The organism is Psychrobacter sp. AOP3-A1-26 (assembly GCF_052378235.1).
GTDB lineage: Bacteria > Pseudomonadota > Gammaproteobacteria > Pseudomonadales > Moraxellaceae > Psychrobacter.
The window spans coordinates 1-23762 of record NZ_JBQSXN010000003.1 but is presented as its reverse complement, the minus strand read 5'-3'; the positions used below and the strand labels follow the sequence as shown (position 1 = coordinate 23762).

Sequence of the window (23762 nt, the reverse complement as noted above, 5' to 3'; positions counted from 1 at the left end):
GCTTGTAAGTCTCCTTATACGAATCGATCATGATAGTCGTTTAACGATTATCATGATTTTATTTTATCTATGTATAATATGTTAGATATAGTAAATATATACATTTGAAATACTAAATAGATTCGTAATATAAGCAGAAGGCTAAATACAGGTCAAGTTTAAAACCCTTTAAACTGACACTATGAGAATGTAAACTAAGGAAGTAATTAATGAAAAACCGTACCCTACCTTTATCGTTACTAGTTGGCGCTGCGCTTACTATCCCAAGTCTAGCAATGGCAGCTCCTGCTGAAACTGCACCAGCAGATATGCAAAATACTGCTACTGCAACCACGCTTGAGGCTGAAAACGAATCAGGATCAAACCAAGCTAACCCATTTGAAATTAGCGAAACCCAGTCTGTATCAAGAGCGAGCACGAATAACAACGCCGATCAACAACAGGCAATGCAATTAGAACAAGAAGCAATGCAAAACCAACAAGAGCCTATACAGCAACAAGATCCACAAGAAGCCATGCTACAACAAGAAGCTTTATTAGAATCACAAGAGCTAGAATCACAAGAGAACCTACAACAGGCTCCTCAACAAGGCGAAGCCGTAGAAGCGCTATAAATTACGCAATATATACGCTTATTAAGTCATATAGCTTGGAAGTTACCTCCTAGCTACCTTAGTAATTATCAGCGATAAATAGTTATCAGCGAATTTCTGTCAAAACAACAGTAATCACTTGATATTTACTGATGAAATTCTTAAAATTTGTGCTTAATACTATATGTGTTTAATACTATGAGAGAAAAGAGAATCTCAGCTAGTTGAGTTACTAACTACGCTAAAACCCACTAGCTAGTGAGCCAGCTCTCAAATATATTCCAAACTAAAAAAGGCAGCCATTAGGCTGCCTTTTTCTTTACTCGCTATTATTCACATTAATACTATTACTTATTTCTTGGTTTTAGTCACGCCTGCCTCTTTTAACAAAGCGCCCAAGGTACCCATTTTGCTAGGAGCTTCCGCTTTATCTGCTCTTGGCGCCTTGCTACGATTATTACTGGCATTGTCTTTATCTTGGCGATTACCACGAGGCTTCGATGGACGCTTATCTGCGGCTGGATGGCTATTATTTGAACGGTTGCTGCGTGGACGACTGGCTTTCTCATCATTGCCCGTGCTTGTCGTCGTTGTTTTCGCTGCTGAGCGTACAGGCTTTTCTGCTTCAGGCTTCATACTAAACCCAATGCGACCACGTTTTTCATCGATAGATATGACGCGTACCGACACAATATCACCTGGTTTGACCCGGTTCATTGGATCAGCGACAAAGTCATTGGCCATCTGTGAAATATGTACCAAACCATCTTGATGCACGCCGACATCAATAAAACAACCAAAGGCGGTGACATTGGTCACTACGCCTTCTAAGGTCATGCCTTCACTCAAGTCTTTAATACTATTGACATCATCACGGAAGTTAGCCGTTTTAAACTCAGGACGTGGGTCACGTGCAGGCTTGGCAAGCTCTTCTAGGATGGCCTTCACACTCACGTTATCATCGTTAGCAGCTAGTGTCGTGGTATCGATACTGTTTAGCACACCATCATTACCGATGATTTCTGGCAATGCTTTACCTGTTTGCGCCAATAAACCATCGACCAGTGCATAACTCTCTGGATGTACGCCTGTAGCATCAAGTGGATTGCTACCATTATGGACACGTAAGAACCCAGCGGCTTGCTCAAAGGTTTTTACCCCTAAACGTGGGACGTTCTTTAGTGCCTCACGGCTATCAAAAGCACCATGTTCTTTACGGTAAGTGACGATTTGCTGAGCCACGTTACGGTTTAGACCAGCAATGTGCGCCAAAATAGCAGGACTGGCGGTATTTACATCGACACCAACGGCGTTGACGCTGTCTTGAGTCACTTTATCCAAGCTATCCGCCAACTGATTTTGGTTAACGTCATGCTGATATTGACCAACGCCAATGGCTTTTGGATCAACCTTGACCAACTCTGACAATGGGTCTTGCAAGCGGCGTGCAATAGAAACCGCACCGCGAACTGACACATCCAAATTGGCAAGCTCATCACTGGCCAACTCACTGGCAGAATAAACAGATGCACCAGACTCATTAACGATAACCGCTTTAGCTTTTAGTTCACTATTCGCGGCTAAAATCTCTTTAATCATTGCATCGGTTTCGCGGCTCGCCGTACCATTGCCGATAGCCACTAAATCAACGCTATAAGTGCTTAATAGCTTATCGATAACTGCTTTCGCTTCATCCATCTTATTATCAGGGGCAAACGGATAAACCGTGGCGACGACAGGCTTGTCTTCGCTATCTAGCATGACATGGCCTTGAGCATCGACGATGGCCATTTTTACACCATGGCGAATACCAGGATCAACACCTAAAATAACTTTGCGACCAGCAGGCGCTGACATCAATAAATGCTGTAAGTTATTAGCAAACACATCGATGGCATCGGCTTCAGCAGTCAGACGTTTTTCAGTCAATAAACGATGCTCAATGTGCGGACGCCATTTATCTTTCCACAAACTACTCGCTGCTTCTGTTAAAAACTCACGGCGCTCGGCTGGTGCCTTGGCATCGACATCGAAATGGCTGATGATTTTTTCGATAAAAGGTGCATCTTCGCCTTCAATTTTGATACCCAAGACATTTTCTTGACGGCCGCGCAGCATCGCTAGTAAGCGATGGTTTGGCAAACGTGCAAGGCTTTCGCTATGCTCGAAATAATCTTTGAATTTCTCACCGACTTCACGTTTCTCATCACTAGCAACTGCTGAAACGATACTGGCTGTTTTAGCAAAGCCGCTGCGTAAGTTGTCCAATAAGTCTAACGCTTGCGTCCACTCATCAACGATGATGGCTTGTACGCCCGCTAACTGTTTGTCAATATCACTAAAATCAACCTCAATCTCATTACCACTATCGTCGGTAATGCTAGATTGCACTTGATAGTCAGCTAGCGCCTCAGTCGGGGTAACCTCTTGAGTTAAGACCGCTTGAGCGGCAACGTCAAGACCAGCAGCACGTGCTTTGGCCGCTGGCGATCGACGACGCGGACGATATGGCAGGTAGATGTCTTCAAGCTCAAGTTTCGACGTCGCATTATCAATGCGTGTCTGTAGCTCGTCGGTCAGATTGCCCTGCGTGCTTAGCAGCTCAGTAATTTTGAGGCGACGAGTGGCCATGTCACGCTCATAATTGAGAGACTTCTCCAAAGCTCGCAACTGTGCATCGTCAAGATTTTGCGTCTTTTCTTTGCGGTAACGGGCAATAAACGGAACAGTCGCGCCTTCATCGTAAAGCTTCACAAACGCATTGACTTGAGCAGTCTTAATGCCAAGCGCGCGAGCAAGCTTGTCGTGAATATTCGCGTGTGTGGTTGCATCCAAAACCTGTGCTTTTGTCGAGGTTTGAGATGGCGTTAAGGTATCAGTGCTACTCATATACGTATCAATCGTTGAGAAATGTAGTTCTGCATTATAGCAAAAGCTGCATGAATAAAAATCCTTTTTATACTTTCCTTATTTATGACGTTATTTATAGCAAAAATCATCGCACAAGCTCAGTTATTGTGTCTTATTAAACAAACGCATACAGCATTTATCCTTATGGGTGATGCAATTATGACCGCAATCTTATACACTAAAGTATCAATAGCACAAATATTGGGATGTGCTGATATATTGAACAATAGTTTTATAAAATATTTGATAATCGACGGAATGACGCTTAAACAGCAACCATAACAGTGATAATTTTTTATTCCCAAAGATTTTTGCTGGCAAAGAAATATTTTATTTACCAAGATATTCTTATTCGTGCTTTTTAACTATAATTTATTGCTAATAATAATTTTTATAAGAGGATGCCTGTATGACAGATAATAACAGCCCCGATACTTTAACCCAGCGTATTTTAGTCGTCGATGATGATGCCCGTCTGCGCTCTTTATTACAACGTTTTCTAGAAGACGATGGCTTTGTCGTACGTACCGCACACGATGGCAGTCAGATGGATAAATTGATGCAGCGTGAGCTTTTCTCGTTAGTGGTGTTAGATTTGATGCTACCTGGCGAAGACGGTATCAGCATCTGTAAGCGGCTTCGTGAAGAAAACGCTGATATTCCTATCATTATGCTCACGGCTAAAGGTGGTGATGCGGATCGTATTGCAGGGCTTGAAGCTGGCGCAGATGATTATTTGCCCAAGCCATTTAATCCAAAAGAGCTATTGGCTCGTATCAAAGCCGTATTACGTCGTCAAAATCGTGAGCTACCTGGCGCGCCAAGCCATCAGCTTGAAGTGGTTGAATTTGGCCCTTGGACCCTTGATTTGTCGACTCGCACGCTCAAACGTGACGGCAATGTAGTCACCTTAACGACTGGTGAATTCTCAGTGTTAAAAGCATTGGTTCAGCATCCACGTGAGCCACTAACCCGTGATAAATTGATGAACCTAGCGCGTGGTCGTGAATGGGGTGCGATGGAACGCTCTATCGACGTGCAAGTATCACGTCTGCGTCGCCTGATTGAAGACAACCCTTCACAAGCGCGCTATATTCAGACGGTCTGGGGTGTGGGCTATGTATTCGTACCCGACGAAGCAGAAGTAGAAGCTGCTAAGAGTGAATAGTTTTAACCATTTATAATACTTACTGATACAAAAAAGCCCTGCATAATAATGCAGGGTTTTGTTTTATTAACTGATAAAGCTATAGTCAGTGAGAAGTAATATCGCTACATCACGTACTGCAGGTACCGTTTTTTCTAGCTTGCTGTGCCTACGCAGACAGAGGCTGCAAAAAAACTATACCCGCAGTATCGTAGCGTTTTTAAAGTATTTTAACTATAGTTGATAAAGCACAATATTTGAAGTTAACGTAGTTGGCTGTCTTTACTGCCGCGACGATTAAACAGCTCAGCGGCCTTTGCTTCTTGCTCCAGCTCATTTTGGCAACCTATACAATGTTGAACCCCTGGCACAGCGACCCGCCGTGCTTCTGGTATCGGCTCGCCGCATTCATCACAAAACTCTGCGCTAACGCCTGTCGGCAACGCACGTCGTGCGCGTTCTAGCGCATCATTAACGGTCGCATCCATTTGCTCATGCTCCGCCCCATCTCTTGACCAGCCACCTGCCATAACTTTATCCTATTTATTATTAACTATAATTAGACCCTATAAAAGTCTTTAATAACAAATAGATGGGGTTATATCCCATTATTTTCAATGTGGCAGTAGTTATAAATTGACAACTAGTCCTTGGGTTGTAACGCCACCACTTGCCCGCGCACCCCTATACTTTCATCACTCATTAAACAAACATAACCTCCCATGATATCTTCTGGGGTTTTAAGAGACATCGGGTTTTCACCTGGAAAAGCATGGGCGCGCATATTAGTACGCGTACCACCGGGATTGATACAGTTAAAACGCAAATTGGTGGTGTTCTGCGTCTCTTGGGTAAAGATATCGCTCATACCCTCAACCGCTTGCTTAGAGAGCGCATAAGCACCCCAAAACGCGCGTGGATGAGTACCAACACTGCTGGACGTAAAGACAACTGAACCATTATCAGCATCTTTTAATAACGGTAGTAGCGCTTGGGTGAGCATAAAAGTCGCGGTAAAATTGACCTTCATTACTTGAGCAAACGTATCGACATCATACATCTCAAGCGGGGTTAATTGCCCCAGCATGCCTGCATTGTGCAATAAGCCATCTAATTGGCCAACTTCTTTGTGAATCAACCCTTCTAATTGCTGCATCTCAGCATAGGTTGCCCCTTCTAAATTCATCGGAAGCATGGCAGGCTGCTTACCACCAAAGCTCTCAATTTCATCATAAACATATTCAAGTTTACTGCTGGTACGCCCTAATAACAGTACCGTGGCGCCATATCGTGCATAAGTCAGTGCAGCAACGCGACCAATACCGTCACCCGCGCCTGTTACCAAAATAGTTTTACCGTCTAAGCAGTTTTTAGCTGGTAAAAAATTACGAATATCGTCATGGCTTAAAGGTTGTTCAGACTGTGGCGCGGCTTGTTGATTAGAATTGTCACTCATGGTATCGCTCACTACTTATCGTTTAATAATTGAAAGGCTAAAAAGGCTAAATAGGTATCTTGCTACGTTAAAATAAAAATCGATCATAAATCCGATTTATAAATAATCGAATTTACCAGACTTTAGCAGCAGTTTACTCAATTGCTGCGGGGTTTCGGTAATATAATCAGCGCCCCATTTTTTGAGGTTTTTTTGATCTTCAGGTGGAATATAACCATAAGCAGCCAAAACCGTTATCATGCCAGCGGCATTGCCAGCTTCGATATCACGAATATGGTCGCCGATATAAATTACGCTTTCTGCTGCGCCACGTGGAATAGCCAGCTTCTCCAACGCGACATACATAGGCTCTGGATCTGGTTTTGGCCGTGATACATCATCAGGACAGACCAAAACGGCACAGCGCTCATCTAACTGCATTTTTTCTAATAACAGCTCTGCCAAATAGCGCGGCTTATTGGTCACAATACCCCAAGGTACGTTTTGTTGTTCAAGCGATCGCAACACTGTTTCCAACTCGTCAAACACGCAGCTATCGACACATATTTCTGCTTCATAGTCGTCTAAAAACTGCTGACGAAACTCCAATAATGCCTCTTCACTCACTTCTAGCTGGTTATTATGTCGTAACATCAGTTGAACCATCGCTGACGCCCCCGCAGAAACCTGTTCGCGAATTTGGTCTTCTAGCGGTGCTTGCCACGCATTTTCGCGGCTCATATTGCCGATAATACGGACAAAGTCGGCAGCAGTATCGATTAGTGTTCCATCAAGGTCGAATAAAACTGCTTTTACAAACTGACTCATAGTGAATGCTCTTAATATTGAAAAGGTATTTAGCAAAAAATAGCGCAGTAAAAATAACGGCGTACTATTTTTAATATGCGATTTTAACGTGCGATTTTAGGGTTTGTTATTGATGTTTGATGATATTAGCGCATCGGTTTTTTAACCGCAGTCATATAATTAACATCGACGTTCTGTGCTAGCCAGTAGCGCTTGGTGATGGGGTTGTAATGCAGGCCAATGATGTCTTGACGCGTGAAGCCTGCATTACCAGCCATTTTATCCAGCTCAGCTGGGGTGATAAATTTGGCATAGTCATGGGTGCCGCGATCGAGCAAGCGCAATACATACTCGGCACCAACGATAGCAAATAAGTAGGATTTAGGGTTACGATTAATCGTAGAAAGCACACAAACGCCGCCCGGCGCTAATAGCTCAAAACAAGCCCGAACGATTGAGCTGGGATCAGGAACATGCTCCAGCATCTCCATACAGGTCACCACATCAAACTGCCCTGCGTGCGTTTTTGCCAGTTCTTCTACTGGAATATGTTGATAGCGTAAGGTCTCATTTAGACCGCTTTGTTCGGCGTGCAGTGCAGCCGCTTTTAGGTTTTCGGTGCCCAAGTCTACACCAGTCACATCAGCACCGCGGCGTGCCATAGACTCCGATAATATACCGCCACCGCAACCGACATCGATCACCTTCTTGCCAGCCAGTCCTGTCTCAGCTGTTTTGTGCGCATCATTACCACTATCGCTCTGATAGCCACGCTTGACGTTTTCTTCTGTCCAATTTAAACGTAGCGGATTGATTTCGTGCAAAGTCGCAAATGCGCCCGTCGTACTCCACCATTCACTCGCCAGTTTATTGAACTTTTCAACTTCGCTGGGATCCACATTGATATTGGCAGACTTAGTATTATCGAGATTACTGCTGAGTTGTTCATTCTCAGAAGGTGGAGAAGATAAAGTTGAGCTCATCGCATTTTTCCTTTATTGTCATTATAGTTTTTGTCGTATACAGGGTACGATTATGCTTTTAATGTTAGCATGATAGCAGCGGCTTTGTCGTGAGTACATCGTCACCGATTGTGAACTGGTTTGCCAATAGCCGATCGTTGTTAACCTCTTAAACTTTCACAATCATAAGCCCAAATATGACAAGCGAAAGGATACGTAAGCTCCCTTTACTAATAACTCACCGCTTTACCATGATTCTTTAAGAATCGGGTTCACAACTACGCGTGCTTTACGTTATTATAGTCGTTATTGTATGATAGGTCGATGTAAGCGGCGTATGGTCGTTTAGTCATTCTAAAACTCATAAGAACACCTCTGAAATTCGATACCTCAAGGATAAAGTATGAAACGTGTCATCACACTGACTGGTCTGGCCATGGCTATTGGGTTTGCCTCTATGGGCGCACAAGCTGCCGATTATGTCGCTGGAAAAGATTACCGCGTGCTGGACAATCCAGAAAAGATCAGCGGTGATGCTATCATTGTTCGTGAGTTTTTCTGGTATGGCTGCCCGCATTGCTACACCCTCAATCCGCATATGGAAAAATGGGCAAAAAGTAAAAGCAAAGATGTGGCATTTTTCAAAACCCCAGCAGCGCTAAACCCTGTTTGGGAAGCCAGTGCCCGTGGTTTTTATGCCGCGCAGTTGCTAGGATTTGAAAACAAGACCCATGACGCATTATTTGAAGCGATTCACAAAGACGGCAAAAAAATCTTTGACCAATCATCATTAAGTAAATGGTATGCGTCAAAAGGGGTTAATGAAAAGAAATTTAATAGCCTTTATAACTCATTCGCCGTCGGCACAAAAATTGGCCGCTCACAAGCGGGTGCTAAACGCTATCAGCTCTCTGGTGTGCCCGCAGTAGTGGTACAGGGCAAATACGTGGTGACTGGCGAAAGCGCCACTGTGCCTAAAGTTGTTGATTACTTGGTGGATAAGGTCCGTACTGAGAAAAAATAATACCAAACTCAAAAAAATAAAATACATAAGCTGGACACATAAAAAAGCCAATCCATAAATGATTGGCTTTTTTGCAGCTTAGTATTCTACTTTTAGCACTTTATACCTATCTATAGTCAGTGAAACGTAAAATCGATAAATCACGTACTACAGGTACCGTAGCGTTTTTAAAGTATTTTAACTATCTATATATCTATCAACTGAACCAAATGTCCATCGACTGAACCAAGCTCACTTAACTGTGTATTTTTTCTCACTGTTTTTTTAACTGCGACAAAATAGCCACTTCACGAATATAGCTTGCCAAATCTTCTTTTGATTCTGCCATCAGCTCATCATCGTTCATATGCTTAGCATACTCAATCCAGAGCAATAATTGATACATACTATTGTGTTCAGAGGCTTTGTATTGCTTGACGAACTGTTTCAGCGTGCCTTCGTCATTGATATTTAAACGCTCATACCAGCTTTCTATTTTAGAGACTTGCTCTTTGGGAAAAAATGCATCGAACAATGCTTTTACCAACTCGTGGCGATTCTCTTCGCTGATGAGTTTACCGACGCGCTTGGTCTGTCGATTACGGGCATTGGCGCTGGTGATATCAGCCAGTGCCATCAGTTCTGCCATAAAGTAATCGCTGGCTGGCAAAGACTTTAGCTGTTTTTTCGATAAGCTGGCAAGCGGTATCGACAACTGCTGTAAGCGCTCATGGGCTTTTTTGAGCTCTGTGCGCGAAACGCGCATATCCTGTTCTGACCAATCAATCATAAAAGCTCTCTGAGAATAAGGGTAATAAAATAGACACTATTTGGGCGATAACGATGATAATAATAATGACGTCAAGGTAATAATGACTTAACGATTACCAACGGCCTTTTTCGCGGTGTTTAGCCACAACCGTCAAGGCTTCTGGCAAATGTTCAGTGAGATGACGTTGTAACTTTTCAGTGATAAAAACCGAACGATGCTTACCACCTGTACAGCCGATAGCAACGGTTACGGTATGGCGATTATTATGCAAAAAGTCTGGCAACCACCGCGTCAAAAACTTGGCGATATCATCACTCATCTCGCTCACTTCAGGATAATCTGCAAAAAATGCCTCGACTTCGCTATCTAATCCTGTGGCGCTGCGCAAAGCGGCATTCCAATGCGGATTGGGTAAAATTCTAACGTCAAAGACAAAATCGGCGTCAATAGGGCTGCCATACTTGAAGCCAAAAGATAACAGGTTAATCACAATCTTATTATCTGCCCCGACTTGATCGCGTAGGCGTTCTTTTAGCTGATGAATATTGAGCTTGCTAGTATCGATAGTAACGTCAGCGCAACGGGCTATCGGCTCTAATAATTCAATTTCTCTCTTTATCGCCGCTGGTAAATTATATTTGGTGTTTTCAATACCATCAGCATCTTGCGCCATTAACGGATGGACACGACGCGTAGCGTTGAAGCGCGCGACTAAGATTTCCTCTTGCGCAGTGACATAAATGACCTGCACCTTTAATTCGCCATAGACCTGATGCAACTCTTTTTGAATCGCAGCAAAGTTGGAGAGGTCGGCGCGCGGTGAGCGAATATCAACGCCCAACGCCACGCGTTTGATACTACTCTCGTGGATCAACTTATGCGCCGCTTCCGGGACTAGCGATAAGGGCAAATTATCAATGGAGTAGTAACCTAAGTCCTCTAAAGTATTGAGTACAGAAGTCTTACCCGAGCCTGAACGTCCGGAGACAATGAGCACGCTCAGCTTGTCATCGCTCGGTGATGGCGTCTGAGGATTTACAGTGTCACTATCTACTACCATACTATTACCTTGATCCATTACCCGATTGATTGATAGGCTTGCCATACCCTAAACGACTAAAATCTTAAACGGTCTTTATATCTATAGTACGCTATTTATTCGAAACTGATTATGCTATTTAACAATGACCAATTGATTATCTAATAATCGCGCTTTGCCCAGTTTTGCCGCTATTAAAACGATTAACGCTTGTGTTTTATCTGCTAAACGAGGGCCGTCAAAACTAATAGGCTGCAGGTCAGTGGTCTTAACCTCTAAATAATCCATCTCAAATCCAACATCAACAATACGCTGACGAGCGTGCGTTACTAGTGACTGAAATACTAACTCAGTAAGGTTTTCTTCTTTTAGTTTCTGCGCTAACTGCTGGGCTAAATCTTGTAAGACTTGATGCAATACTGGCGCGACTTGTCGTTCAGCTACTGTCAAATACTGATTGCGCGATGACAGCGCTAACCCATCAGCAGCACGAACGATGGGCGCGCCAATAATTTCAATGGGATAACTTAAGTCACGTACCAATTGCTTGATAATCGCTAATTGCTGATAATCTTTTTGGCCAAATATTGCCACATCTGGTTGTACAATATTAAATAGCTTAGAGACGACAATACCAACACCATCAAAGTGACCAGGTCGCGATTGACCACATAACTGAGTAGTAATCGCACCAGCAAGAACCAATGTCGGCGGCGGTAGTACGGGGTACATCTCATCAATACTGGGCACAAACACATGGTCTGCGCCAACCGTCGCTAGTTTAGCCACATCCTCATCCAGCGTACGAGGATAACTGTCAAAATCCTCTCCCTCGCCAAACTGAGTAGGATTGACAAAGATGCTCACTACCACCACATCCGCATGCTGTTTGGCAATTTTGACCAGTTCAAGATGACCATCATGCAGGTTGCCCATCGTTGGCACTAACGCGATACGTTGTTGACCACGATAAGGCTTTAATACGTCGCGCAGTGCTGAGATATGGTGATGAATAATTGGCATTATTGACATTTCTTCTACTGATAATCGTAAAATATATCGACGGAACGGGGTGAGCTACATGCAATGAAAGAAACTGATTAACTAGCTAAATTGATGTTGTTCGCTTGGGAAGCTACCTTCGCGTACTGACTGCTGATAGAGTGCAAAGGCGCCTTCGACACTATGTGCCTGGTTACGCTCATCGGTCAAAAAGTCATGTACAAAACGTGGGACACGGCCGTGAGCCATACCTAGCATGTCATGCATCACCAAAACCTGACCGTCGGTATCTGCGCCAGCACCAATACCGATGACTGGCACTGCAACAGCCTCGGTTATCGCTTTAGCAAGTTCAGCAGGTACGCACTCTAGTACTAACAGCGCCGCACCAGCAGCGACGACGGCTTTGGCATCAGTAAGTAGCTTGTCAGCAGCAGCATCGCCGCGACCTTGGATTTTATAACCGCCAAACACATTGACCGATTGCGGGGTCAAGCCTAAATGCACACAAGTTGGCGTGCCCGATTGCGCTAACGTTGTGACCAAATCACCAAGCTCGCTACCGCCTTCAATCTTGATCACATGGGCACCAGCCTGCATCAACTTGCGGCTATTCGTCACCGCTTCTGGCAGCGTCACATAGCTCATAAATGGCAAGTCCGCTAGAATGAGCGCCTGCTTATTACTACGGGCGATATTGGCAGTATGATAAGCCATATCATCAACGGTCACTGGCAATGTTGAGTCATGGCCTTGTACCACCATACCCAAACTATCTCCAATCAAAATAGTATCAATTTGCGCTTTTTCCATCATGCGTGCGAACATCGCGTCGTAGCACGTCAAGCAAGTAAATTTGGTACCGTCTTTTTTGAATTGTTTTAAAGTAGATAATGTCGTCATATGTCCCTCAATGAATCTGCAATACTTTTTATCTGTCTTCACCCATCATTCTACTGCTGGTTAAAAACTTCATCAATCATTCGATAATAAGGTTAAGCCTGACCAGTCTGCGCTTTGTGGATATTCCTCTATTGGTTTATCGGCAATCACTACTGTTGGAGCAAGCTCGCGCAGCGGTACCAAGACAAAATTACGCTTAGCCAATCCTGCATGCGGAATGGTTAGTTGCGGCTCAGTAATCTGCACTTCACCGTATAATAAAATATCGACATCGAGGCTACGCTCACCCCAATGTCGTAAACGTGCCCGCATAGCCTGTTTTTCTAACTGCTGGCAAAAGGCGAGCAACTCCGAAGGCGGCAATGTCGTCTCAAAACCAGCGACTGCATTGACAAAGTCTGGCTGATCTTGTGGTCCCATAGGCGCCGAGGCATAAAATGAAGACACAGTAACCTCACGTATGTCCTCGTGTTCGCGCATAGTTGCAATTGCTTGCTGCAAATGCTCAACAGGTGAACCAAGCTCATTCGCTAGATTGCTACCCAAACCCACATAGCAGGTTATCCAATTAACGTTGTCCGCATTGTTATCGATATTAAACATTATCGGTACTGGGCTGACGGCGGCGACGCTTCGATGGTACAGGGCCTTTATTGTCGCTTATATGCTTACTTGTAGTGTCATTTACTTTGCGTGCAGCAGGCTGTTTTTTAGCCGCTTGACTAGTTTTATTCGGCTTAGCGTCTGTTACTTTAGCTGATTTATTAGCTTTAGTATCCGTTTTATCAGTAGACTGTGCACTAGATTTGGGGGCTTTTTTTGCATACTTAGCAGCAGGTTTAGATGCGCGCTTAGCTTCTTGTATCTCTACTTGTGCCTCTACGCTATCTGCATTATTCGTGCTAGCTACAGTAGGCTGACGACGGCGACGCTTATACGGAACCGGCTCGTTATTCATACTGACTAACGCAGGTGATCTTGCTATAGAACGAGTAGAAGTTGCTGTCGAAGATGAAGGTTTAGCCTCAGTTTGTTTAGCACTAGACGGCTTAGCTTTAGACGACTGCACACGACTTGATTGCTCAGTTTTCTTGTCAGATTTTGGCTGTATGTCTTCAGTCGAGGTATGCTTAGGGGCTGGTTTTTTCTGCACAGACTCTTTACTGTGCTTAGGGCTTTCATCATCTGTCAATTGCTTTTGGAAGGGCGGCACGACTTTTTCGTGTTCGATGACAAACAATGGCGCAGGCTTAGAGTGATGGCGCTTATTTGCCGCTTGGTGACTGTTATTGGCAAGCGATAATTGCTGTAACTGTGCAAGCTCATGGCTGTCTTGTGTTGCTTGCTGCGACTCATTATCCTTATTAGCACTATTGTTATTGGCACTACCCTGATTTTTATTGCTACCAGACTGCTGAGCAGGGGCCGACTGACTCGCCGCTCGGCGACGGCGTGATGGAATATTTGACGAATCATTTACCATAGTTTGGCTATTCGTACCCTTCTCAACATTATCATTGGCTTTATTTTGCTTAGCAGTATTTTGATGAGAAGTTGAATCATCCGCCGTGCTTGTCTCTGGCTTTTGGCGATTACGTCCACGACCACGTTGCGCTTGTTGTCCTTTTTTATAGGCACCGCGACGAATATTTTCATCAAACTCATCGATGGCTTGCTCTTGATCTTGCTCAGATAAGGTTTGGTAGGTCTGCCACCAGTCGCCCATGCCATTGGTCGACTCTGATAGCGGATGCTCGGCATCACCGCATTGCTCACGCAATAATAAAAAGTCAAAACCTGCACGGAAACGTGGGTGCTCAGAAAGCTGAACGATTTGCTTACTACGCGGGGCGGCCAATTTTGGCTGCAATATCCAAATATCACGGATAAACTGCTCGGCAAATTTTGGAATTGCGGTCTTGATACGCTGACGGTCGATAACTTTACTAGCAGCATGCATTTGCGCTTCAGCAAATGGCATGTTACGTTTTTTGGCTTTTGCCAATTGATGCAGATAATTTTCCCACAGCAATGCAGCGTAAAAGAACGCAGGGTTGATACTTTTGCCAGCCGCAATACGTTTGTCGGTATTGATAGCCACTTGAGTGACCAGTGCACTTGGCTCAGACGGCGGGTAGATAATTAAGCTATCAATCGCGCCCGACTCAAACAATAGTGGCAATAGTGGCACCAAATAACCGCCCGTGAACATCTTTTGTGTCTCATCATAGAGACGATGCGGTGATATTTGCTCGAGTAGCGCCCAGTTACCATCATGAAACTGCTGAGACAACTCTTCATCAAACTCAAAGCCTAATTTGGCTTTGAAACGTAAGGCACGCAATAATCGTACCGGATCTTCTTCGATACGTACCGGCGCATGGCCCAATAGGCGAATGATTTTATTATCGATGTCTTCAAGCGCACCGCAAAAATCATGAACCACGCCTTTTAATGGCTGATAATAAAGCGCATTGATAGAGAAATCACGACGAGAGAAGTCTTGTTTGATATCACCCCAAACATTGTCACGTAGGATCATGCCGTCTTGATTGGTGGTGCCACTGCTGGTTGGTGGACCACGAAAGGTAGCAACTTCAATGAGCTCACGCCCTGAGTAGACATGCGCCAATTGGAAGCGCCGACCGATAATACGGCAGCGCTTACCAAAGACGTCTTTTATCTCATGCGGCTTGGCATCAGTAACGGCATCAAAGTCTTTTGGGCGCAGACCCAACAAGGTATCGCGCACGCCACCACCGACGATATAGGCATCAAACCCAGCTCGGGTTAATGTGGCAATCACTTCAGTAATGGAATTGGGTAATTCAGATTTATTCAGTTCTAACTGCTTGGCGGCACGCTCGGCCATGCATCTACTCCTCGCCGGTATTCTTTAACCACCTCTGACAGACACAGCGTTTATCAGGCGGATGTATCTGCTAGTTTAACAAATTTTACGCTTGCTGGGTGTGTAATGACCGTTACTTACGTGCTATTTTGTCAATATTGGGATTAATTAATGCAAAATACGCTTATTAGTCTTGCACGCTTAAACGCTGGCGATTTTTCTCAACGGTTTTTGCACCGATGCCTTTTACCTTAGTCAATTCATCAACCGTTTTAAAACCACCAAACATCTCACGATATAGGATAATCGCCTGCGCCTTGCTGCTGCCAATACCATGTAGCGAGACCAGTTGCGCTTCCGTCGCCCGATTGATATTAATACTTGCTTGCGTATGCGCTTGATTCTGCGCCGTTTCTTGCGCCAATAGATACTCATACGCCCTTTGCGGACTATCAAAACAAGGCGCCGCGTTAGCATAATTGAAGGTCCTAATAGCCAATGCTAGACAACAAGCTAGGCCAAGAGTAGCCTTCTTTATTAAGCTGGTTAACGTGGTTAAGCTGGCAAAAGCGGCTTTATGATGAGCGTTCATGCTGTTTCGCCGCTTCCCATAATGCGTCCATTTCTGTTATATCGCTATCCTCTAAATACTTGCCAGCAGCGGCTAGCTGTTCTTCAATATAGCCAAAACGCGATTTAAACTTATGCACACAAGTCAGGGTGGCGGTTTCCGCATCCAGATTAAGCTTACGTGCGACATTAACTAAGGCAAACATACAATCGCCTAACTCCTTCTCAATATCGCTAATATTAGCTTTAACCTCCGCTTTGGATTTGTCGGTCAGCTCCACCTTCAATTCATCGATCTCTTCTTCTAACTTCTCGAAAGCTCCTGCTACGCCTTCCCAATCAAAACCCAGTTTTGACGCCTGCTTTTGTAACTCTTGCGCTTGCATCAGTGCGCTACCTGCTTTGATATTGTCCAAACGACGCGGTGGCTTGCCACGCGCTTCGCGAGCTTGCCGCTCTTCCACCTTGATTTCATCCCAACGTAATTTAACAGCGGCATCATCTTTTAGGGTTTCTGCCTCAAACACATGCGGATGACGACGAATCAGTTTTTCTTGTAAGGTAGTAATGACGTCACTGATATCGAAACGCCCTTGTTCAGCGTACATCTGACAATGGAAGACCACTTGCAATAGCACATCGCCAAGCTCGCCTTTGATATCTTCGTCATCATCGCTTTGTACCGCTTCCCCTAGTTCATAGGCTTCTTCAATGGCGTAAGGAATCAGGCTATGATTGCTTTGTTTTTTATCCCAAGGGCAATCACTACGCAGCCGCGCCATTAATGACAGTAAATCGTCTAACTCACCGCTCGCTACAGGTGTTCCTTGTACAGGCTGAGGCGCTATTATTGCATTGTCTAAAGTAGTCATAAAGGATGCTCTTATTCTTGAATATTGCTGCATTTAATAGTTATAGTAGATTGACTATAGTGTAGCATTGAACGCGATTGGCTTATAATCGTGTTATTACTAAATATTTTTCTCATTGCTTATGCGTAAGGAACCTTATCATCATGTCCACTTCTGCGACTACTGGCTATCAACCAGCCACTGAATTTAATCCTATTACTATCCATTCATTTAAGGCCTATGATATCCGCGGTGAGCTTGGCGTCAATTTAGATGAAGACATCGCTTACCGTATCGGTCGTGCCTTTGCCCAGATTTTATGTCAGCATTATATGGCAGTTGATGCCACCACTGAACTAAAAAACTTAAATCCAGCTGTCGTTATCGGTAGCGATATCCGTCATTCAAGCGAACAATTAAAACAAGCCAGCATCAAAGGTATGCTAGATGCGGGGATCGATGTGATCGACTTGGGGATGGCTGGAACCGAAGAGGTCTATTTCGCCACTAGCCATTATCAAGCGTTGGGCGGTATTGAAGTGACCGCCAGCCATAACCCTATCAATTATAACGGCTTAAAACTGGTGAAAGAATACTCAAAACCAATTAGCGCCGATGATGGTTTGGCAGAGATTCAAGCGCTGGCAGAATCAGGGCAGTTTACCACTGATAAGCCATCTGGGAAGTTGCAGCTATTGACTGATAAGAGTGCCTATATCGACCATGTGATGACTTTCATTGATACTGATAAGTTAAAACCTCTTAAGCTGGTTATCAATTCAGGCAATGGCAGTGCGGGGCCCGTGGTTGACTTATTAATCGATAAACTCGTGCAAGCTGGCGCGCCAATTGAGGTGATTAAACTCCATCATAGCCCTGATGGCAGCTTCCCAAATGGTATTCCTAACCCAATGATTTTGGCCAATAGAACCGCCACCCAGCAAGCAGTTTTAGAAAACAAAGCCGATATTGGCATCGCCTTTGATGGTGATTTTGACCGTTGTTTTTTATTCGACGAACACGGTGAATTTATCGATGGTAGTTATGTCGTTGGTATGCTGGCGCAAGCGTTTTTGAATAAGGAGCAAGATCAGGAGCACGATCAAGAGCAAGGCGAGTCGATTGTTTATGATCCGCGGGTAATCTATAACACCGAAGCTGTTATCAAAGAACATAACGGCAAGGCGGTCATTAGCAAATCTGGTCACTCTTTTATTAAACAAGTGATGCGCGATTCTGGTGCTGTTTATGGTGGCGAGATGTCGGCGCATCATTATTTTCGCGATTTCTTTTATTGCGACAGCGGTATGATTCCGTGGCTACTGACCATCGAGTTACTATCCGTCACGGGTAAAACGCTATCCGAACTGGTCAGCGGTTATATCAAAGCCTATCCAAGCTCAGGTGAGCTCAATTTTCGCCTGACTAGCCATGATGCACCAACCATCATTAGCGCGATTGAAGAGAGGTTCAGCGCTCTACATCCAACCAAATCAACGCTTGATGGCTTAAGCTTAAACTTTGGGGAGTGGCGCTTTAACTTACGCGCCTCGAATACCGAACCGCTGATTAGATTAAATATTGAAAGTCGCGGCGATGAGCAGTTATTAGCAGACAAAACCCAAGATATTCAGCAATGGCTGGCTGCCCAAGGTGCTGTACCTGCATAAGCACTTATGATTGTTAAAAAACAGATAGTTTATAAAAAAAGCGCCGGTTAACTTTTAGATTAACGGGCGCTTTTTTATAGATTTAGTTTAGGGCATGTCCTCAATCTGAACGAAAGCAACTAAATGGGCTAAAAACGGCTAAATCTTGCCAAACTGTGTCAAATAGCTAGCCAATATCCTGATATTATCAGCACTATTTTCCTTGTTTGGCGACAATTTATCTCATTCTTATCACCATTTTCAAAATGAGGACACGCCCTAGTGCCTGTTGTCTGCAGCGCTAGTTTTGTACTTGATAAAAAGCCTTATTTTGCGCGACCAATGCCCATGTAGTCTCCCAGCAGACTATCAATTTGCGAGCGTGTTAAGGCGTTTTGTGCGTCGAATATAGGTATCGCTTGCTGATTTAATTGTGCCACATCCAGCTGATCGTCTGCCGACCAACTGATGATAAAAATTGCTTGCGCTTCATTAAGCTGTTGGTAAGGACTAGTAATCAAGTGTAGTAATGGTTGCTGTCCATAAAGTGCGGCAAGCTCAGACTGCGCTTTATCGCTATAGACCAAAGTGCGAATATTATAAGACCATAGCAAGGCTAATAATGGATGAATGGCCGAATCTGCCGTACGCCCTGAGCCCGCTTTATAACTACCGCCCCAAATCATCACCGCCTTATTATCGATAAAACCATCAAAATACTGCCAAAACTTACGAAATATCAGCTCTTTTTGGTCTTCGTTGATATGCATGACTGACTGCAACAACGGCATATCTAAGCTATGTTTTTGGCTTGCCTGTTGTAGCTCAATAAGCTCAGTCGGCAAGGTATTACCACCAAAGCCCCAACCAGCTTGCAAGTAGCTGCTACCAACCCGCTGATCAAGTCCCATAATATGACTTACTTGCTGGATATCCACTTGTTGGCTGTCCGCCAAACGTGACATCTCATTCATAAAGCTAACACGCGTTGCCAGCATTGCCATAATGCTGCTGCGGGCAAACTCTATCGTCGCAATATCTGCATGATGAGCCGCGCGGGCATGCTGCATTAAAGGCTTTAACAGCTCTAAATGCTGGCTACTGTCTGAGGTTTTTTCACCTAATAACCATAACGATGGATTCAACATCGAGCTATAGGCATCACCGTCTTGTAAGAACACAAACGGCACATAATATACCCAAGCCCGCTGCAAACGCTTCGATAAGGCTGAAACCGCACCTAATTGTTCGATACCACTCATAATCAGCGGTAAGTTCTGCTGGTGGCTGTGGTTAAAAGCGGTAATCCAGTTATCTTCTACCCATACTGGCTTGATACTGTCTAAAAACAGCCAATACAGCGACACTGTCTTTTTTTCATCAATAGGACTCATCGCCTCATAGCGCTGTATAAGCGCATCAGCACTTTCAGGCAGTGCGTGACTGATAATCTGTTGTTGCTGCCCATACATCTGCCATAACGCCTGCAAATGATGCTCAAAACCATATTGCTGTAGTTGCTGTGACAGCACCTCTTCGTCTGCATACAGATGAACATAATGACCGAGACTTGCCAGCACCACGGCACTGGTAATCGCCTCAATGCTATGACCTATAAGGACACAAACCTCATTGTTTTTGACATCTTGTGATTGAGGTTCATAGTTTTGGTTATGTAACGTATCAGCGCTCATGAGCTTACCTTTTATTATTTAGGGCGTGGCTTTATTTTAAAAATGGTTATAAAAATGAGATAAATTGCAGTCAAACGAGGAAAATAGCGCAAATAATATCGGGATATTAATCAGCTATTTGACGATGTTTGCCAAAATTTAGCCATTTTTAGCCCATTTAGATACAATCGCTTGAATTGAGGACACGCTCTAGTAGAGAGCTAAAAAGACAGCTGTTGAATATGCTGTAATAGCTGATTGGTAGAGGCATCAAAATGTTCGTTACTGTCGTGCTGCATGGCACCATGAACTGACTCTGCCATCTGCTTACCCATCTCAACGCCCCATTGATCAAACGGGTTGATATCCCAAATACTGGCCATGACATAAACTTTATGTTCATAGAGCGCAATCAGTTCGCCCAAGCTGTGCGGGGTCAGCTCGTCGATCAACAAGGTTGTAGATGGCTGATTGCCTCGGTAGTATTTATATTTATCAGCGTCGCAAGCAACTTGCCCATCAATTTCAGCGATTGCGTTATTACCTAAAGCCAATACTCGACTTTGTGCCAGACAATTAGCTAACGATAGCTCATGCTGCTGCTGCAATGACGCATTTTGTACCTCGCCACTATAACGGCGTACACAAGCGATAAAGTCGCAAGAAACCTGCTGCGTGCCTTGATGTAGTAGCTGATAAAAGGCATGTTGAGCATTGGAGCCAATTTCACCCCACAAAATCGGACAAGTATCATAATCAATATGCCCGCCATGCTGCGTGACCGATTTGCCGTTACTCTCCATTTCAAGCTGGGTTAAGTAGCTCGGCAAATAACTTAAACGCCCATCATAAGGTAATACGGTATGCGCATTCACTTTTAAAAAGGTACTGTTCCATACCGCAAGCAAGCCTAACAATACGGGTAAGTTTTCTGCAAAATCTGCCTGGGCAAAATGCTCATCCATACGATGAGCACCGGCCAATAATTGTTTAAACCCAGCCATACCAATGCGAATCGCAATAGCCAACCCAATCGCTGACCACAAAGAAAAACGCCCGCCAACCCACTCCCAAAGCTGTAATTGATGCTCGGGATGAATACCCCAAGCGCTCATTTTTTTGCTATTGGCAGATATCCCGATAAAGTGGCGACGTAATACACTGCCTTCGGTGCCAGCGCGCAGCTTGGCAGTGGCAAGCAACCATGACAATGCCGTTTTAGCATTCGATAGCGTATCAACGGTACCAAAGGATTTGGATGAGATAATAAATAAGGTAGTCTCAGGGTTTAAATGCTTGAGCAAGTTATCGAGCTGGGTGCCATCCATGTTAGAAACAAAATGCACCTCAATATCTGTATCTGCCCATTCATCGAGCGCGGTCGTCGCCATTAGCGGACCAAGATCTGAGCCACCAACACCGATATTGACCACATCGGTAATCGCTTGTCCCGAAAACCCGCGCCAGGTGCCATTACGCACCCGATCAGATAATCTGGCAACCTGCGCCAAACTGTGATGCACATCCTTAACCACATTTTGGTCGCTAGTTTTCAACTCTGCCGTCTCTGGCAAGCGCAGCGCTGTATGCAAAGCGGCGCGCTCCTCACTGGCATTAACCATCGCTCCTTGCATCAAACTCTTGATTCGCGCTGTTAAATCACAGCTATCAGCCAGACTTAGCAGGCTAGATAACACTCTCTCATCAATACACTGCTTGCTATAGTCCATATATAGCGCACCAGCTTGCGTACTAAAATGCTTAGCACGATCATCATCGTGTGCAAATAAATTGGCAAGTGACCATGGCTGCTCAGCAAGTATCTGTAACTGCTGCCAGTGTTTAGAGCTGCGAGCGCTGCTATACGCTTTATTATCTTCTATACCGTTCATCAACTACTCTTTGTTTGCTAATTGCTGCTGAGCGAAATAAATAAAGGCCTGCATATAAGAGCGCATATCCCCAGCATCATAGCTATCGCCGCGCATGGTCGTCACATCGACCCCGTGCTGGCTAATTAGCGCATCAATAGCGTCAGTCAGTTGAATTTCACCACCAACAGAGGCTGTAGTATTGGCCAAATAATCAAAAATATTATTACTAAACACATAACGCCCTACTACCGCTAAACGTGATGGCGCGTCTGCTAAATTTGGCTTCTCTACAAAACCGGCGACTTTAAAGCTAGCATTCAGATCAGCTTCATCAACATCACTGGTATCACTAAACGCTTCATTCAATTGGGCGATGCCGTATTTATGCACGTCCTCATCAGCGACTTGCTCAACCAGTATTTGTGAATGAGCATCATCAGCGAAGGCATTGAGCATAAAGGCTAAGTTATCAGCAGTCATATCGCCAGTAAAAGGATCAAGCACCACGTCAGGCAATAATACGGCAAAATCATGCTCACCAATAATCGGGCGCGCAGCGAGTACTGCATGGCCCAAACCTAATGGCTGACCTTGACGTATCATTGATACTGTTACATCCTCAGGCAACCAGTTTAAACTATCGGCTAGCGCATCTTTGCCTTTATGACGCAACTGGTTATCCAGCTCTGCATTGATGTCGAAGTAGTTCTCAATGGCACTTTTTTGCGCATGACCGACCAAGACAATATGCTTGATACCGGCAGCAATCGCCTCTTCGACGACATAATGAATAGCCGGTCGATTACCAAGCGGCAATAGCTCTTTTGGTACGGATTTAGACAATGGCAACATACGCGTGCCAAAGCCTGCGACGGGAATGACGGCGTGGGTAATTTTTTTCATAATTTTTAGACTGTATTAAAAGAAGGATGAAGTAATAGTTGTTTTTTATAAAAGCTAAGCTAGATTATAGCCGTTAGGGTTCATCTTTTGCCAACGCCAAGTATCTTGGCACATATCAGAGATAGAGAGTTTTGCTTGCCAATTTAATAAATCTCGCGCTTTATCAGCACTGGCATAACAACTCGCGATATCACCAGCGCGGCGGCTAACAAACTGATAAGGAATATCTTGTTCCGACACTTTAGAAAACGCCGTTACTAGCTCTAAAACAGAAGTACCGGTACCCGTACCTAAATTAATCGGTAGAAATCCTATTGAGCTTTTCTTATTTGAGCTGTGTTCTTCTATGCTGGTTTGCTGCTCTAAGTAACTCAGCAAGTAATCAAGCGCGGCAACATGACCTTGTGCCAGATCAGTGACATGAATAAAATCACGGACACCAGTACCGTCAATAGTCGGATAGTCATTACCAAAGATACTGAGCTTGGACAGTTTACCGACGGCTACTTGAGAGATATAAGGCATTAAATTATTCGGAATGTCATTCGGGTCTTCGCCAATCTGCCCTGATGGATGTGCCCCTACTGGATTAAAATACCTCAAAGGAATGAGGTTCCAGCTTTCATCTGATACAGCAAGATCTTCTAAGATATGCTCGACCGTTAGTTTGCTTTGTCCATAAGGATTGGTACAAGAACGCGGTGAACTTTCATCAATAGGTAAGACTTCAGGATCACCGTAAACCGTTGCTGACGATGAGAACACCAGATTTTTAACGTCATATTCTGCCATGACTTCCAATAAGCTAATCGTACCAC

The 23762-nt window shown here is 44.4% G+C and carries 21 protein-coding genes; 4 read left to right on the top strand and 17 right to left on the bottom strand.

Annotated elements, in window-relative coordinates; all coding sequences use genetic code 11:
* Nucleotides 1–209: 209 nt before the first annotated feature.
* Nucleotides 210–614 carry a hypothetical protein gene (locus ACT3TU_RS01145; protein ID WP_192522716.1) on the top strand — a complete coding sequence of 135 codons (405 nt, stop codon included), beginning with the start codon at nt 210–212 and terminating at the stop codon, nt 612–614.
* 330 nt (nt 615–944) lie between these two features.
* On the opposite strand, the gene ACT3TU_RS01140 is transcribed toward ACT3TU_RS01145, so the two are convergent.
* A complete protein-coding gene (locus ACT3TU_RS01140) occupies nt 945–3482 on the bottom strand; it encodes a Tex family protein (protein ID WP_192522717.1) in 2538 nt (845 codons plus the stop codon).
* Nucleotides 3483–3912: 430 nt separating this feature from the next.
* Between ACT3TU_RS01140 and ompR the strand changes: the two genes are divergently transcribed.
* Nucleotides 3913–4671: an osmolarity response regulator transcription factor OmpR gene (ompR, locus tag ACT3TU_RS01135; RefSeq protein WP_192522718.1), complete on the top strand. Its 759-nt coding sequence runs from the start codon at nt 3913–3915 to the stop codon at nt 4669–4671.
* 242 nt (nt 4672–4913) lie between these two features.
* Here ompR and ACT3TU_RS01130 read toward each other — a convergent pair whose 3' ends face one another.
* From ACT3TU_RS01130 to ubiG, 4 genes are all read right to left on the bottom strand, one after another.
* Nucleotides 4914–5180: a DksA/TraR family C4-type zinc finger protein gene (locus ACT3TU_RS01130; RefSeq protein WP_192522719.1), complete on the bottom strand. Its 267-nt coding sequence runs from the start codon at nt 5178–5180 to the stop codon at nt 4914–4916.
* A 113-nt stretch (nt 5181–5293) separates the two neighbouring features.
* Nucleotides 5294–6106, bottom strand: a complete 813-nt coding sequence (locus ACT3TU_RS01125) for a YciK family oxidoreductase (RefSeq protein WP_192522720.1) — start codon at nt 6104–6106, stop codon at nt 5294–5296.
* Between the two features lie 96 nt (nt 6107–6202).
* Nucleotides 6203–6913 carry an HAD family hydrolase gene (locus ACT3TU_RS01120; protein ID WP_192522721.1) on the bottom strand — a complete coding sequence of 237 codons (711 nt, stop codon included), beginning with the start codon at nt 6911–6913 and terminating at the stop codon, nt 6203–6205.
* 125 nt (nt 6914–7038) lie between these two features.
* The gene (gene ubiG / locus ACT3TU_RS01115; protein WP_192522722.1) at nt 7039–7875 is read right to left on the bottom strand and encodes a bifunctional 2-polyprenyl-6-hydroxyphenol methylase/3-demethylubiquinol 3-O-methyltransferase UbiG; all 837 of its coding nucleotides are present in this window, start codon (nt 7873–7875) and stop codon (nt 7039–7041) included.
* A 382-nt stretch (nt 7876–8257) separates the two neighbouring features.
* Here ubiG and ACT3TU_RS01110 point away from each other — a divergent pair, with 382 nt between their 5' ends.
* Nucleotides 8258–8878 carry a thiol:disulfide interchange protein DsbA/DsbL gene (locus tag ACT3TU_RS01110; protein WP_192522723.1) on the top strand — a complete coding sequence of 207 codons (621 nt, stop codon included), beginning with the start codon at nt 8258–8260 and terminating at the stop codon, nt 8876–8878.
* Nucleotides 8879–9131: 253 nt separating this feature from the next.
* Here the strand turns inward: ACT3TU_RS01110 and yjgA are convergent, their stop codons facing one another.
* The 8 genes from yjgA to mazG form a co-directional block, all read right to left on the bottom strand.
* Nucleotides 9132–9647, bottom strand: coding sequence for a ribosome biogenesis factor YjgA (gene yjgA / locus ACT3TU_RS01105; RefSeq protein WP_192522724.1), 516 nt, complete (start codon nt 9645–9647; stop codon nt 9132–9134).
* A gap of 94 nt (nt 9648–9741) precedes the next feature.
* Nucleotides 9742–10689: an RNase adapter RapZ gene (gene rapZ / locus ACT3TU_RS01100; RefSeq protein ID WP_192522744.1), complete on the bottom strand. Its 948-nt coding sequence runs from the start codon at nt 10687–10689 to the stop codon at nt 9742–9744.
* Nucleotides 10690–10803: 114 nt separating this feature from the next.
* Nucleotides 10804–11691 carry a pantoate--beta-alanine ligase gene (panC, locus tag ACT3TU_RS01095; RefSeq protein WP_192522745.1) on the bottom strand — a complete coding sequence of 296 codons (888 nt, stop codon included), beginning with the start codon at nt 11689–11691 and terminating at the stop codon, nt 10804–10806.
* 81 nt (nt 11692–11772) lie between these two features.
* On the bottom strand, nt 11773–12573 hold the full coding sequence (gene panB, locus ACT3TU_RS01090; protein WP_192522725.1) for a 3-methyl-2-oxobutanoate hydroxymethyltransferase: 801 nt from the start codon (nt 12571–12573) through the stop codon (nt 11773–11775).
* A gap of 72 nt (nt 12574–12645) precedes the next feature.
* Complete coding sequence (folK, locus tag ACT3TU_RS01085) at nt 12646–13176, bottom strand: 2-amino-4-hydroxy-6-hydroxymethyldihydropteridine diphosphokinase (protein WP_192522726.1); 531 nt, start codon at nt 13174–13176, stop codon at nt 12646–12648.
* Entirely contained in the window at nt 13169–15445 is a 2277-nt protein-coding gene (pcnB, locus tag ACT3TU_RS01080; protein WP_192522727.1) for a polynucleotide adenylyltransferase PcnB, read from the bottom strand. The genes folK and pcnB overlap by 8 nt, the downstream gene beginning before the upstream one ends.
* 166 nt (nt 15446–15611) lie before the next feature.
* On the bottom strand, nt 15612–16016 hold the full coding sequence (locus ACT3TU_RS01075) for a ComEA family DNA-binding protein (RefSeq protein WP_192522728.1): 405 nt from the start codon (nt 16014–16016) through the stop codon (nt 15612–15614).
* Nucleotides 16000–16866: a nucleoside triphosphate pyrophosphohydrolase gene (gene mazG, locus ACT3TU_RS01070; protein WP_192522729.1), complete on the bottom strand. Its 867-nt coding sequence runs from the start codon at nt 16864–16866 to the stop codon at nt 16000–16002. The genes ACT3TU_RS01075 and mazG overlap by 17 nt, the downstream gene beginning before the upstream one ends.
* A 143-nt stretch (nt 16867–17009) precedes the next feature.
* Between mazG and ACT3TU_RS01065 the strand changes: the two genes are divergently transcribed.
* The gene (locus ACT3TU_RS01065) at nt 17010–18515 is read left to right on the top strand and encodes a phosphomannomutase CpsG (RefSeq protein WP_192522730.1); all 1506 of its coding nucleotides are present in this window, start codon (nt 17010–17012) and stop codon (nt 18513–18515) included.
* 305 nt (nt 18516–18820) lie between these two features.
* Here the strand turns inward: ACT3TU_RS01065 and ACT3TU_RS01060 are convergent, their stop codons facing one another.
* The 4 genes from ACT3TU_RS01060 to galE all read right to left on the bottom strand — a co-directional run.
* The gene (locus ACT3TU_RS01060) at nt 18821–20188 is read right to left on the bottom strand and encodes a UDP-glucose/GDP-mannose dehydrogenase family protein (RefSeq protein WP_192522731.1); all 1368 of its coding nucleotides are present in this window, start codon (nt 20186–20188) and stop codon (nt 18821–18823) included.
* 200 nt (nt 20189–20388) lie between these two features.
* The gene (gene pgi, locus ACT3TU_RS01055; RefSeq protein ID WP_192522732.1) at nt 20389–22059 is read right to left on the bottom strand and encodes a glucose-6-phosphate isomerase; all 1671 of its coding nucleotides are present in this window, start codon (nt 22057–22059) and stop codon (nt 20389–20391) included.
* Between the two features lie 3 nt (nt 22060–22062).
* Nucleotides 22063–22944, bottom strand: a complete 882-nt coding sequence (locus ACT3TU_RS01050) for a UTP--glucose-1-phosphate uridylyltransferase (protein WP_192522733.1) — start codon at nt 22942–22944, stop codon at nt 22063–22065.
* Nucleotides 22945–22998: 54 nt separating this feature from the next.
* A partial coding sequence (gene galE, locus ACT3TU_RS01045) for a UDP-glucose 4-epimerase GalE (protein ID WP_444783947.1) occupies nt 22999–23762 on the bottom strand: 764 nt, incomplete at its 5' end.